Raw genomic sequence first — 12,545 nt, forward strand, 5'->3', positions numbered from 1 at the left:
AAAAAAATGAGCTGCAAAACCATTTCCATTGGAATGCTACTGATGGCAGTGGCGACCACAGCATCAGCAGAGTGGTCGTTCAGCTCCGGGCCCAACCCCAATGCGTTTATTCAGACAGGAAACATGACGCTGGAACTTCAGTGTGACCGTATTCGCTTTGCTCCGGCTGGATACGAAGACAGCCAGGACATTGCGGACAAGCAGGGGCTTTCCATTCGTTTCTTGAAGAACGGCACCACCGAAGTTGGAGCATTTCAGGTTGGCGCAGAAAACGCTGCCGTGCAGATCGTCGACAACTATCCCGTCGAGGTCAGTTTCAATAGTCAGCCGGACTATGGTTTTGTTCTGGACCAGCTTGCGGCCAATGCATCGGTTAATCTGTCGATGATTGATCAAGATGTCAGCTACGGAATTTTTGACTTGAAAGGTTCCAGCGCAGCAATTCGGTCCCTTCGTTCTGCGTGCGATTTAGAAGTTAGCCAAGAGACCTCCTACGAAGCGCCCGAAGGCATTGTCTATTGTGGTGGCGGAGCGAAAAAACGCGTGATCGAACCCGTAATTTTGGACAATCCAGAGGGGGAGTGGGACGCGCGAGTAACGGTCAACGGCGAGTCGATCAGAGCCATCACAGCCTACAGCTACTTCGGAAACTCTGAGCCACCGGCCGGATTTGTGGTTGCCCTACTTGGGGAAGACAGGTCCGAATTTCTGATTTTTAAAGAAGGCTCGGCAAACTGGCTGGAATACGGGGACTACAGGTATGAACAATGCAACTGAAGCCACCTTCCAACCGGCTTCCCAATTGGCAAGCTACTTGAAACGTTTGGTATCTGCGATCCTGCTTGGTTCGGGCCTGGTTTGGACCTCACCAGTTGTCGCGGCTGACGTTTCGCAACTTCCAACCGGTTTGCGAGCAAAGGTTGATCTGGCGGCGCAGGCATGCGCGGAGTTCAACAACGGTCAGTTTGACATAGCCTGGGGCGCGGTTGAAAGGGTCGATCTCGACGGAGATCTTCAACACGACTGGGTTCTGAATGAGTCTGGTTTCGCGTGTTCAAGCGCCGCATCTCTTTATTGCGGAACTGGCGGATGCATGTCGCACTTTTGGGTTAGTGAAGAGGTGCACTCTTTGCTTAACCAAGGTTGGACGGTCGTTGATTTTGGGCGTCAACGCGTTGTCGTCGCAGATATTCATGGATCCAATTGCGACGGAATAAACCCAACGCCTTGCGTCACCGCCAGTGTTTGGGATGCGGACGCTAAGACGTGGCGCTCGTCTGCTGGCGATTGGGAATAAGTTGCATTTGAGAATTGCAGATAAGCCATAGGAGCTGGTTTGTTCGATGGGTTCTCTGTGGCACGCAAACTTATGGGTAAATCGTGCAAAGTTATGCGCAAATACCGCGCAGAGTTATGGGCAAGCTTCCAAGATTTTCTTCAATGAAATCAATGTTAGGAATGCAGCGTTATGAGCGCACCTACAGACTATTGTAGGTGCGCCCATAGCTTTGCATTTCGCCCAAAGAGTTGCATTTTTAGCCCAAAACTTTGGGCGCATTAACCTTCAACTTTCTTGGTTCGAGGCTCCATATCTTCGGGTCTCATTCTTTGCTTGTTTCGCGCCATCGCCGTATTGCCGGGGAAGGTTTTCGGATGGCCGCTTCCAGCCCAAACCGGACCTTCGCAACCAAGCTTTGCTAACTCCGAAATACACAACGAAACGGCCAGTTGCAGAGGTTGTATCGGCGGTGGCAACCAACCATTCGTGTCGTCGACTAACCTGTTCAACGTCGCACTACAACTTCTCCGAACTGATCCCACGAGGACCTAATCTTCGAAGCGTTCATTTGGCTCGACCACATTTACTTGCTTCGGAACTTGGTCGGTGTCATTCCGGTCTGACTTCGGAAAAAGCGAGTGAAATGGGACTTGTCAGAATAGCCGAGCATCAGACCAATCTCCGCAATTGTCATCTGGTCATCTTTGAGGTGCTCCTTGGCGACATCGATACGCAGCCGTTTGATTTCGCGCGGTAACGTTGTGCCTTGTTGTTGAAGCGCTTTCAGGAACCGTTCCGGCTGTATTCCCAGCAACTCGGCCACCATCTCCGGCCCCAAATCGGTTTCATCCAGTTTGCCGCGCAAGACAGAGCGCAAAGCAGCCACCACAGTTACTTCTTCATCTTGTCGCGGTGAGACCATCGGCTTGGCAGAGCCGTCAGAGACATGGTGCAAAAACAACCATTCCACAGGAAAACTAATTTGCATTCCGGGATCGGTTCCAAGGCCAACCTCGATCCCTTTGTAGTTGACAGGCAAACCATTGATGTATCTGCTTTCCCATCGCACACGCGAAGAGTCCCAGGAATCGCCGACGACGGTCTGCAACAGGCGTACATAGATTGCAGCACCAAAACCGGTTACCTGAATGGGCGGGACTGTTGGTTCCTGTTGCCTATCGATACGATAAGTCGCTTTGTCCGCTTCAATGATAAGGCTGTGCCGCACAGAATTGGACTCCTGCGGTACAAGCCCAACAAAGCGGGTAAAAAACTCGAACAGCGTTTTTGTAGTTTGCAGGGCTTGAGCGAATGGAGGCCACTCTTGCAGGTCAAACGTCTCCCCTACATTCAGTCCAAGGTATCGATCCCCTGACACTTCTGAGAAAGCATTTACCAAGCCGTAAACCAACTCTGAGTGAACGAACACGGATGGGTTAGTCAACAGTTCGGCTTTCAAGCCGACCTGATCCAATGCTGGTTGCGGATTGATCTTACGTTCGGTGAGATATTGCAGAAACGGAGCAGCTAAAGAGAGGCGAATAAAGCCCTCGCTATGCTCTCGGGAGGTGGAGTTGAAAGGCAAGCTCATAACCCTTGTCTGGATTAGCTTTAAGAAGTGGCCATTTTTGCAGTCACATTCGCACATCCTAATTCAAAAGGGGCAACCGAGCCAATGAATTCCAGACTATAGTTGGCAAAACATGAATATGAAGGGAGTACTTATGTCCGGCTTACGAATGTCTCTTTGCTCGACGGCAATTGTCGCGGCAGTTCTTTCTTTTTCGACGACCGCGCAGGCTCAGGATCAAGAAGAACCCCAAACGCTGTTTACCAACGTGCATGTCTTCGACGGTGTGAATGAGCAACGCATTGAGAATGCCAGTGTTCTGGTCGAGGGCAATCTGATCAAGTCCGTCTCAACCGATGCCATTGATGCGCCGAGTGCGAAGGTTATCGACGGTGGCGGACGCACTCTGACACCGGGCTTTATCGAGAATCACGCGCACCTGATGCTCATGGGGCCATCGATTGCCGAGATGGAAACCAACTCGACCTGGGAGGATTTCGCCATCCACGGGACACGGATGGCCGAAATGTACCTGATGCAGGGCTTCACGACCGTTCGCGATGCCGGGGGCGCTGGTGGCGGGCTGCGGCGTGCCATAGACGCAGGCCAGATCGTCGGCCCCCGCTTTTATCCTTCCGGCGCATTTCTCGGGACGCGCGGCGGCCATGCCGACTTCGCATCTTTCACATCTCCGCCGGGCGGGGTGACCAACTTTGGCACTCTGAATATGGCCCAACAGGTCAACGGTGTTGACGAAATTTACATGTATGGCCGCAACAACTTGCGCATGGGTGCCACGCAACTGAAGTTCATGCAATCAGGTGGGGTGATTTCGGCATTCGATCCATGGCAGTTGCTCGCCGGTTCGAAGGAAGAGATCGAGGCTGCTGTTCAGGTTGCCAACGAGTACGGCACCTATGTCATGGCACATTCCTACCGCAAAGAAGCGATCATCAATGCCCTGAATGCAGGGGTTAGAACCATTGAACACGGATTTCACTTTGACTGCGAAATTTCTGCTTTGATGAAAGAAAAAGGAGCGTACATCACGACGAACATCACGGCATTTGATCCGGGCCTTCTTGACGTTCCGTCCGTGAAAAACAACCCTAACAGTTTGAGGAAAGCCAAATCGGCCTCGGCGACCTTCGAAGCCTATATTCCCAGCATGAAGGAATGCCCGGCGCCGCGCGGGTTCCAAACCGATTGCGTGGGCTCAGTCGAGGCGTGCAACATTCAGATCGCCTACGAGAAGCATCTGAACAACCATTTCTTCGGCCCCTATGCGTCGATGGTAACCTTGACTTCGGTAGGCGGCGAGATCGCGGCACTTAGCGGTGATTTCATGAACCCCTATCCAGAAGGCAAACTGGGTGTGATCGAAGAAGGCGCCTATGCCGACATCCTACTGATAGACGGCAACCCCCTCGAAGACTTCTCGGTCGTTGGAACAGGTGATCAGTGGTTTGGTGCGGACCCGAGGCCGGACAGCCCGGAAACAATCCGCCTGATCATGAAGGACGGTGTGATCTACAAAAACACACTGGATTGACCAGATAAAGCAGCCGGAGAGCATTCATGCGAAATTGGTTTTGCTCCGCAGTATTCGCAGGGTTGGTTTTGTGCGGTTATGATGCTGCGGCGACGCCTGGAACCGCGTTGGACTGGGCAGACCTGCCAGATCCGTCTGCGCAGGTCTTTGAAGACCCCTATCGCGAACTTAGCGCCGAACAATTCGACGATGTCCTTTACGTCGTACGGCTGCGCGGCAGGTTACAGCAGGATAGTGGCAGCGAAGAAGAGAGGCAGAAATGGCAAGAGCTTCTGACCGAGACTGAGGATGCCTTGGCGGCTGATGGGATTGATGTCGACTGGCTACTCGATCAGCGAGAGGTCGTGACGGAGCGGCGAAGAAAGGCTGGAACGAGCGGAAACGCGCAATTCGACGGCCGAACAATCACACTCGCGGGCTTTGCCATTCCTGCTCCGAGCGATCCGGACGGCCGGCCTGTGGCGTATTTGGTGCCAGAAAGAGGGATGTGCAGCCACATGCCTCCACCTCCGCCTAACCAGATGATCCGTGTGCGGTTGAACGGGGACTGGGCGCCTAGCTATTTCCACGAACCCGTTCGGCTGACAGGCACGCTGACCATCGATCCTTCTGTTCAGAATATGATGGTTGTTGACGGCCTCATGCCTATGAATGCGACTTTCCAGCTAGAGACGGAACGTGTCGAAACTCTGGAAACCGAGGCAGACAGGTTGGAATGGCAGCAGCGTGCTGCTGATCGCATCCGCGCGGCGGGAAATCGCAAGACCGGTGGGGCACAGGCGTCAAAATGATAAGACTTCTGGTTGCCGCATTGAGCATTGCTTTTGCTGGCGCAGCGTCGGCTCAGGGACTATCCGGGCCATCTTCAGTCGAAGCTGATCTTGCGCCCGGAGACGGGCTCACCGATCCGCAATATCGTTCCGATTTTCCACGCAACATCGCACCGGGTTGGTTTCAGTGGAAAGACCGACTGGCTGAGGGTGGTTTTCGGTTCAACATTGACTACCTGGCATTGGGCCAAACCACGGATGCTGATCTGGGAACCGGCGAAGCAGCCAGCGGAATTGCGCGGTTCTACGGCAGTTGGCAGGCAACTGAACAGGGTTCTCTGACATTCAAGATCGAAGACCGGCACAGTTACACGGATGTTGCCCCGCAATTTCTCGGTCTGGATGGCGGAGCGCTTTCTATCACGGGGACAGCCTTCAACGATAATGGTTTGCTGCTGACCAACCTGTTCTGGACCCAAAGGGCCGAGGACGGCTCGTGGACGCTGCAAGTCGGGCAGATCGATGTAACGGACTTTGTGGATATCTACGGGTTGGTGAGCCCCTACAGTGGTTTTCAGAACCTGTCTTTCAACACCAATCCGACAATCAACGCGCCCAATCAAGGCCTTGGAATTGCTGGCGGGATAAAGCTGAGCGAAAACTTCTACGCTATTACGAGCATCTCAGACGCAAACGCCGACCCGTCCGATCCAAATTTTGATGTGTTTAGCGATGGCAATCTCTTCAAATCACTCGAGCTTGGGTACACGTCCGGCTTTGATCGCATCTATTTTGACAATGTCCATTTGACTCTCTGGCATGCGGATGCGGCTGACGATGGTAGCCGTCCAGAAGATTACGGCGCTGCGTTTTCTGCCGCATGGTTTGTTGACAATAAGTGGATGCCGTTCTTTCGGGCTGGGGCCTCGAAGGGGACCGCAGCGCTTTATGAACGGTCGATTTCTGCCGGTCTCGGTTACTATGGTCGCAACACCGATTTGGCCGGTCTGGGCCTAAACTGGGCCGAAGCAAGAGGCATAGATGGCGATCAGTTCACGCTTGAAGCTTTCTACCGTTTTTCAATCTCACCCGGATTGCAGATCACGCCATCGGTACAATTCATTTCCGACCCGCTTCTAAATCCCGATCAGGACCGGATTACCCTGTTCGGTCTAAGAACCCGGATAGTTTTCTAATGCGGGGTGAAGGCAGTCACTAAGGGGTGTGCCAAAGGGCAACTAAGAGAGATCAAGCGCGTGCCGGAATTTTCAACGCCGGTCGAATGAAGTTGGGAAGCAAAGGAACAATCTATGAAGATCGCCTACGGAATTCTCGCAGCCTTAGCAGTTGTGTTTTTCATCCTTGGAGGCGGCGATGCCCATGCCAAAGACAACAAGGGTAAAAAGCCGAACAAGGGGGGCAAGAACGGTGATGTCAGCATTCAGATCGAAGACAAACCCGGCAAAGGCCCAAAGGCTGTGCCGCCTGGCCAGATCAAGCGCTACACGCGCGGTGCCAAGCTCCCATCTGATCTGGAGTTCGAAGAAATTGGGGACCTTTCCAAATGGAAGCTGGGGGAGCCCGGCAAAGGAAACCGCTACATTCAGGTCGATGGCGAAGTCCTCGAAGTTACGAATGATCTGTCTACCGTTGTCGATGCCGTCGGCATCGTCGGTGATCTTCTCAACTAGACGAAAGTACGATGTTTCAGGGCAAGAACTACCTCGTTTGTCCTGACGCTGGCCGGGGCGATCATTTGTGAACCCCGGCCCAAGTTCAAAACCCGGATCCGAGGCGCTACGATGATAAAGGCCCTTCTTGTTCTTTTTGCGCTTGCTACCTTTTCGTCAGCACGCGCCCTACTCGCTCAGGAAAACGGTGCAACTGAAGTCCCGCAAACAATACGCTTTGAGGGCTATGTATAGCCCAGTCGCGAAGCAGAACTGTCGCCTTTGGTGGACAATGTGGTCAACCGGACTTTGCAAAGTCTGCTTTCTGCGCATTGCCGTCATTCGTACATCGTGCAGCATCAGTAACTAAGGGCTCGATGCGGCCATTCTCCGCGGCTTGCATGTTTGGCAGGTCCAGCCCAATCCGGACACTTAATCCAAGACTTTGCAAATCCGACTCGCGGACAAAACTGACCTTGGAGTCTACACCTTCGCTGACGCAGGATCCACCGCACTGGCAGCAACAGCTTTTTCCTTCAACAGGAAAAATCGCCAAAGCGGCCGTTCCATAGAGGGCTTGGGAGCTCCTTGATCGCTCTTTGACTAGATGGCGCTCTGGCATGGAAACAAAGGGGCTTGGCTCAGCGCATAACCAGAGCTAGCAAATAGGCGTCAGGATCATGAAATTGGGCTTCTTCGCGCAAGGAAAGCGAAGACAGGCAACATTGTTACGATCCAGACCACGCTATAAATTGCGGATGGGATGGCATATTCGCTTAACCCATTGGTGTTAGGCAACAGCAAGGTGGCAATTGCGATCCCCAAAGCTCCGTTTTGAACGCCGGTCTCAATTGAAATCGTCTTCGCCTCGATGTCTGTGCATCCGAGCATCCCTGAACTCATGATGCCAATAAACGTGAGTGACGCACCTACAACCAAAAGTGCGGGTCCAAGCCTAAGGAAATTGGCCGCGACCACCACCCAGTTTGAAATGATCGCACCTCCGATGACCAGCGCAAAAAGTAGCATAGAGACCTTGCTAAAGATTGGTTCGACAGCGGCTACAATCCGCGGCGCCAATGACCGCGCGGTCACGCCGGCTAGGATAGGTGAGACCGTCAAAAAAAACATCGCTAAAGCCGTCGACGAAATGTCGATAGCGGGCGCAGTTGCCCCCATGAACATCTGCATCGAAATCCCCAGGATGAGCGGTACGGTAACGACACAAGTCAGACTGAAGACTGCTGTAAGAGTAACGGACAAAGCGACGTCCCAATTCGAAAGCTTGGTCACGATGTTACTGATCGCCCCGCCCGGACAGGCTGCCAAAATCATGAGGCCAACGGCTGTCTCCGAGGAAATCCCAAAGACAAAGATGACCATCAAAGCGATGCAAGGCAGAAAAATGATCTGGTTGAGCGCGCCGACGCAAAAGGCCCGTGGACGTCGTCCGATGCGTTGAAAGTCAGCCGCTGTGAGTCCGAGGCCAAGGCAGAACATGATGACAACAACTGCGAGCGGCAGCAGCACAGATATGAAAATTTCTCCCATCTACCATGACCTCTATGACTGCATGCTTCCGCACGCTTTCGGACGATACCGTTCAGAAAACCTGATGACGAGTTTTATCAGTTTGGCGCATTTATCCTCAAGCGCTCGAAGATCGAGGCTGTCTTTATTTATTATACCCATCACAGGGTTGGACGATCTGGCGTGAAAGAGCTTTCCAGTGCTAATCTCACTGTATGGCAAGTGTAACTTACGCATTCGCCCGCGCGATGGCCAACGCCGCCGGGATGACGCTGAACGACGATGGCGCCCTGATTTCGAATGGCGCTGTCGTGCTGCGTTTACCAGAAGCTCAAGACGGCCAATTGGCGGATGATGCGTATTTCGATTTGATAGATTGGATTCGTGCGCAACAAGCGGACGAGGCCGCGTTGGTTGAGGCCTATGCAAACGCGATTGCGACCGATGATCTCGGCGTACTTGGCCTGGCCGTTAAGACAGCTCCGACCTTGCGGCAATCATTGCAACGGATCGAGCGCTATTTTCGTCTCGTCACGGACACCGCAGTTTACAGACTTGATGAAACCGGCGACCCGGTTCTTTGGATTTTTGAAGGACAAACACCACATCGCGCCGCCTTGGAGCTGCGCAACGAATGCGCGCTTGCGGCCTTTGCGAGGAACATGCATCGGTTTGTGGGTGATGGGTTGTCGCTCGCATATGTCACGTTTCAGCATGCATGCAGACAAGAGCCAGAACATTACGCCGAATATTTCGGGTGCCCGGTTCGATTTGGGAGCGCCCACAACGCCATTGCTATGCGCCCTGCTATGCTGGAAAGCGAAAATCGTCTTGGCGATCCGGGCTTGTCAGATTTCATGACGAAGCACCTGGATGAGGAGTTCAACTCTCGCGATGACGACACCTCACTGAGCCAAGCAATTGTCCACCGGCTTACGCCAGCCCTAAGTAACGGCGCACCGCAGGCGGCGCATGTCGCCCAAGAGATGGGAATGAGCGAGCGCACTCTTTACCGCAGGTTGGCCGAAGAAGGGCTGACCTATCGCGACGTTCTTGGTCAGGCACAAGTTGCACTCGCTCGTGACCTGCTCTGTGACGGTAAGGCTTCCATAGCCGAGATTGCCTTTATGACCGGGTTTTCGGAACAGAGCACGTTCAGCCGCGCCTTCAAGCGCTGGGTTGGCCAGGCTCCGGCACGATTCAGGCAGCAGGCGACCTCCGACTAGGCACACACCTCAAGACCACATGGCAGGTTCGGCCAAAACCTTGGCAGGGCGGGCCGATACCTCAATCGATGTGGCGCCTAACTTCTTCTTTGTCAGATCCACCTGGGGCGCTCCCGAGTAAAGCAAACCCATTTGCCCCTCTCAGACAAAGGAAATTTGCAATGAGCAATCATGACCACAAACATGGAGCAAGCTGCGCTTGCGACGTCACGCCCGAACGCGTTGATATGGCGCGCCGGCGACTCTTGCAACAAGCCGCCGGTGCGGCCGCGGCAGGTACAACAATAGTGGCTGGCGGGCAGGCCCTTGCCGCGACCGACGAAGCACGCGCCTACTATGCTGACCCGGAAAATCCAGGCCTTCCCCAAATCGACATGACCATTGAGCCGGGGCGTACTGCGCTTGTGGTGACCGACCCCCAGATTGATTTTTTGTCAGAGGACGGTGTGACGTGGGGTGTCGTTGGCGAAAGCGTGACCGAACAGGGCACGGTCGACAATATCGAACGGCTTTTCATTGCCGCCAAGGCTGCGGGGATGCCGGTCTTCATCTCGCCCCACTATTACTACCCACATGACCACAAGTGGGAGTTCGAGGGCACTCTGGAAGCCACGATGCACAGCATCGGCATGTTTGACCGCCTGGGACCGCTCAATTTGGACAGTTTCGAGGGCTCAGGTGCCGACTGGATGCCGCAATACAAGAAGTACATCGAGGATGGCGAAACCATCATTTGCTCGCCACACAAGGTTTACAGCCCTGCTCAGAATGACCTGAACCTGCAATTGCGTAAACGCAAGATCGACAAGGTGATCCTCGCGGGGATGTCGGCGAACCTGTGTACGCAGGCGCATCTCTACGAGCTGCTGGAGCTGGGCTACGAAGTCGCTGTCGTTCGCGATGCCACAGCCGGGGCCAAGGTGCCTGAAGGTGACGGGTATCTCGCCGCCATAATCAACTTCCGAATGGTCGCCAACGGCGTCTGGTGGACCGACGACGCGGTTGAGCGCATTGGCCAATCGGCCTGACCCAAATCGATCTTCAAATTTGATCCTGACATCCTGAAAGGACATATCATGACACGCATCTTTACATTTACCGCACTTACAACAGCGTTGACTCTCGCCCTGGCGGCGGCGGCATTGGCTGACGATGAATACAACGTTTCGAACAGTCTTACCTTGACCGGGCAGCCCCTCGGCATGCATGGCGTCGATCCTGTATCGATGTTTGAAGCCGAGAATCCTGAGATGGGCAACGCCACTTTTACATCGGCCCATGATGGAGTGGACTACTATTTTGCGTCGCAGGCAGCGCAAGCCACATTCGAGGCGGATCCGACGGCACATCTGCCTCAATTCGGCGGGTTCTGCGCCTTTGGCGTCTATGTAGGCAAGAAGCTTGATGGCGATGTTCGGTATGCCGATATCGTGGACAACAAGCTCTATCTCTTTGTGAATGAGGACATCTTCAAGAAGTACCTTGAGGACAAAGAGACCGTGATCCAAGGCGCCCATGCCAAGTGGGCAGACATCCACCACACGCCTGTCGGCAGCCTTTGATCGAGGAATTTGGTGGCTTTTGCCGGTCGGAGCCACCGCTGCCTCTCCCCTCCCCAAAAGGCCGGCATTTCTCCAAGACGCCCTGTCCGCAATGACAATTTGCGTGCGTCGAAAACTTTTCCCAAAGGAAACCAGACATGACTGATTTTGAGACCTATACAATCGCCTCAGCCCCTGATGCCGCGAAACCAATTCTGGAAGCATCGCTGAAAGGATATGGTTTTGTGCCCAACCTTTATGCGGCCATGGCCGAAGCGCCAGCAATTTTGGAAGGCTATACGACACTTTCCAACATCTTTGGAAAGACCAGCCTGTCAGAGACTGAGCGTCAGATCATCCTTATGACCAACAACCGGTTGAACGGGTGCAAGTACTGCATGGCCGCCCATACCACTCTTTCACAGATGGCCGGTGTCCCCGAAGACGTGATCGCAGCGTTACGCGATGGCAGCCCTATCGCCGACCCCAAATTGGAAGCACTGCGCAAATTCGTCATCGTGATCAACGAAAGCCGAGGCTGGCCCAGCGACGCACAGGTCGAGGCGTTTCTGACGGCTGGCTATACCCGCCAGACCATGCTGGAAGTCATCCTTGGCACAGCGTTGAAAATCCTGTCGAACTATACGAACCATGTGGCGGAAACGGCTTTGGATGATGCGTTTGTCCCAAATGCATGGACCGCCTCATCCGCGGCGGCGGCTGAATAGCGCGATTTTGCCTAATTGTTGGTCTTGCGCTTAGGCCTGAGTTTGTTTCTGGCCAATAAGGGAATCCGATTTGAGACGTTCGACCGCAAAATCAACAAAAGCGCGTACCTTCGCAGACACGGTTCGACCCTCTTGATGCACAAGATGGATGGGAACCTCGGGTGGCTCATATGACTTCATGACAGTCTTGAGCCGCCCATCTGCAATGTAGGGTGCCACCTGATACGACAAAAGCCGCCCGATCCCATGACCTTGCAACGCCAACTCAATCACAGCGTCATTAGTATTCATGCTGATGCGTGGGTTCACTCGTTTGGTTATACTCTTTCTACCGCTTTGAAAATGCCATTGGGCGGATGCATTCAGGGCAGTAGAATTAATGATCGCGTGGCAGGACAAATCATCCGGAGTTTCAGGTTTGCCATGCGATTCAAGGTAAGATGGCGACGCAAATAGTATCTGATTTACCGCACCGCACCTAACGGCCATCAAACTGGAATCAGCGAGGTTGCCAAACCAAAGGCGAAGATCGCGCCGTAAAGGCAGTCTTTGGAGATGGCCCTGACAGTGAGCCTCCCCAACTGAACTGGTCCACCGTTATGTTTAGGAAACGGAGGACCACGAATGGCAAACAAGAGACCGAAGCCCGAAGAGATTGTCTCGAAGTTACGGCAGGTTG

General features: G+C 53.7%; 14 protein-coding genes. 10 read left to right on the plus strand and 4 right to left on the minus strand.

Going from position 1 to position 12,545, the window contains the following annotated elements:
* Positions 1-6 precede the first annotated feature (6 nt).
* Together ACR0MS_RS20045 and ACR0MS_RS20050 are read left to right on the plus strand one after the other, a co-directional pair.
* Entirely contained in the window at positions 7-777 is a 771-nt protein-coding gene (locus ACR0MS_RS20045; protein ID WP_480577992.1) for a hypothetical protein, read from the plus strand.
* On the plus strand, positions 761-1,297 hold the full coding sequence (locus ACR0MS_RS20050; protein ID WP_170668087.1) for a hypothetical protein: 537 nt from the start codon (positions 761-763) through the stop codon (positions 1,295-1,297). The genes ACR0MS_RS20045 and ACR0MS_RS20050 overlap by 17 nt, the downstream gene beginning before the upstream one ends.
* A 565-nt stretch (positions 1,298-1,862) precedes the next feature.
* Here the strand turns inward: ACR0MS_RS20050 and ACR0MS_RS20055 are convergent.
* A complete protein-coding gene (locus tag ACR0MS_RS20055; RefSeq protein ID WP_170367315.1) occupies positions 1,863-2,870 on the minus strand; it encodes an AraC family transcriptional regulator in 1,008 nt (335 codons plus the stop codon).
* A gap of 133 nt (positions 2,871-3,003) precedes the next feature.
* Here ACR0MS_RS20055 and ACR0MS_RS20060 point away from each other — a divergent pair, with 133 nt between their 5' ends.
* The 4 genes from ACR0MS_RS20060 to ACR0MS_RS20075 all read left to right on the plus strand — a co-directional run bounded on the left by ACR0MS_RS20060 (position 3,004) and on the right by ACR0MS_RS20075 (position 6,862).
* The gene (locus tag ACR0MS_RS20060; RefSeq protein ID WP_170367314.1) at positions 3,004-4,401 is read left to right on the plus strand and encodes an amidohydrolase family protein; all 1,398 of its coding nucleotides are present in this window, start codon (positions 3,004-3,006) and stop codon (positions 4,399-4,401) included.
* 26 nt (positions 4,402-4,427) lie between these two features.
* Positions 4,428-5,192: a DUF3299 domain-containing protein gene (locus ACR0MS_RS20065; protein WP_170367313.1), complete on the plus strand. Its 765-nt coding sequence runs from the start codon at positions 4,428-4,430 to the stop codon at positions 5,190-5,192.
* On the plus strand, positions 5,189-6,367 hold the full coding sequence (locus ACR0MS_RS20070; RefSeq protein ID WP_480471072.1) for a carbohydrate porin: 1,179 nt from the start codon (positions 5,189-5,191) through the stop codon (positions 6,365-6,367). Before ACR0MS_RS20065 ends, ACR0MS_RS20070 begins: the two co-directional genes overlap by 4 nt.
* Positions 6,368-6,481: 114 nt before the next feature.
* Complete coding sequence (locus tag ACR0MS_RS20075) at positions 6,482-6,862, plus strand: hypothetical protein (protein WP_170367311.1); 381 nt, start codon at positions 6,482-6,484, stop codon at positions 6,860-6,862.
* Positions 6,863-7,519: 657 nt separating this feature from the next.
* On the opposite strand, the gene ACR0MS_RS20080 is transcribed toward ACR0MS_RS20075, so the two are convergent.
* Positions 7,520-8,392 (minus strand): bile acid:sodium symporter family protein, encoded by an 873-nt coding sequence (locus ACR0MS_RS20080; RefSeq protein WP_480577996.1) that lies wholly within the window; start codon positions 8,390-8,392, stop codon positions 7,520-7,522.
* Positions 8,393-8,619: 227 nt separating this feature from the next.
* Between ACR0MS_RS20080 and ACR0MS_RS20085 the strand changes: the two genes are divergently transcribed.
* From ACR0MS_RS20085 to ACR0MS_RS20100, 4 genes are all read left to right on the plus strand, one after another.
* The gene (locus ACR0MS_RS20085; RefSeq protein ID WP_480577999.1) at positions 8,620-9,597 is read left to right on the plus strand and encodes an AraC family transcriptional regulator; all 978 of its coding nucleotides are present in this window, start codon (positions 8,620-8,622) and stop codon (positions 9,595-9,597) included.
* A gap of 161 nt (positions 9,598-9,758) precedes the next feature.
* Entirely contained in the window at positions 9,759-10,625 is an 867-nt protein-coding gene (locus ACR0MS_RS20090; protein WP_170684117.1) for a cysteine hydrolase family protein, read from the plus strand.
* A gap of 48 nt (positions 10,626-10,673) precedes the next feature.
* The gene (locus tag ACR0MS_RS20095; RefSeq protein ID WP_480578003.1) at positions 10,674-11,159 is read left to right on the plus strand and encodes a YHS domain-containing (seleno)protein; all 486 of its coding nucleotides are present in this window, start codon (positions 10,674-10,676) and stop codon (positions 11,157-11,159) included.
* A gap of 137 nt (positions 11,160-11,296) precedes the next feature.
* Positions 11,297-11,866, plus strand: coding sequence for a carboxymuconolactone decarboxylase family protein (locus ACR0MS_RS20100; RefSeq protein WP_170473744.1), 570 nt, complete (start codon positions 11,297-11,299; stop codon positions 11,864-11,866).
* A 30-nt stretch (positions 11,867-11,896) separates the two neighbouring features.
* Here the strand turns inward: ACR0MS_RS20100 and ACR0MS_RS20105 are convergent, their stop codons facing one another.
* A complete protein-coding gene (locus ACR0MS_RS20105; RefSeq protein ID WP_480579048.1) occupies positions 11,897-12,355 on the minus strand; it encodes a LysR substrate-binding domain-containing protein in 459 nt (152 codons plus the stop codon).
* Positions 12,355-12,545: hypothetical protein (locus ACR0MS_RS20110; protein ID WP_480579045.1), on the minus strand; the 191-nt coding region annotated here is incomplete at its 5' end. The genes ACR0MS_RS20105 and ACR0MS_RS20110, both read right to left, overlap by 1 nt.

The organism is Ruegeria sp. CJ2 (assembly GCF_056536745.1).

Bases quoted from the DNA above. Each gene is read 5' to 3' on its own strand.
- ACR0MS_RS20045 (WP_480577992.1), top strand. From the start codon at position 7: ATGAGCTGCAAAACCATTTCCATTGGAATGCTACTGATGGCAGTGGCG.
- ACR0MS_RS20050 (WP_170668087.1), top strand. From the start codon at position 761: ATGAACAATGCAACTGAAGCCACCTTCCAACCGGCTTCCCAATTGGCA.
- ACR0MS_RS20055 (WP_170367315.1), bottom strand. From the start codon at position 2,870: ATGAGCTTGCCTTTCAACTCCACCTCCCGAGAGCATAGCGAGGGCTTT.
- ACR0MS_RS20060 (WP_170367314.1), top strand. From the start codon at position 3,004: ATGTCCGGCTTACGAATGTCTCTTTGCTCGACGGCAATTGTCGCGGCA.
- ACR0MS_RS20065 (WP_170367313.1), top strand. From the start codon at position 4,428: ATGCGAAATTGGTTTTGCTCCGCAGTATTCGCAGGGTTGGTTTTGTGC.
- ACR0MS_RS20070 (WP_480471072.1), top strand. From the start codon at position 5,189: ATGATAAGACTTCTGGTTGCCGCATTGAGCATTGCTTTTGCTGGCGCA.
- ACR0MS_RS20075 (WP_170367311.1), top strand. From the start codon at position 6,482: ATGAAGATCGCCTACGGAATTCTCGCAGCCTTAGCAGTTGTGTTTTTC.
- ACR0MS_RS20080 (WP_480577996.1), bottom strand. From the start codon at position 8,392: ATGGGAGAAATTTTCATATCTGTGCTGCTGCCGCTCGCAGTTGTTGTC.
- ACR0MS_RS20085 (WP_480577999.1), top strand. From the start codon at position 8,620: ATGGCCAACGCCGCCGGGATGACGCTGAACGACGATGGCGCCCTGATT.
- ACR0MS_RS20090 (WP_170684117.1), top strand. From the start codon at position 9,759: ATGAGCAATCATGACCACAAACATGGAGCAAGCTGCGCTTGCGACGTC.
- ACR0MS_RS20095 (WP_480578003.1), top strand. From the start codon at position 10,674: ATGACACGCATCTTTACATTTACCGCACTTACAACAGCGTTGACTCTC.
- ACR0MS_RS20100 (WP_170473744.1), top strand. From the start codon at position 11,297: ATGACTGATTTTGAGACCTATACAATCGCCTCAGCCCCTGATGCCGCG.
- ACR0MS_RS20105 (WP_480579048.1), bottom strand. From the start codon at position 12,355: ATGGCCGTTAGGTGCGGTGCGGTAAATCAGATACTATTTGCGTCGCCA.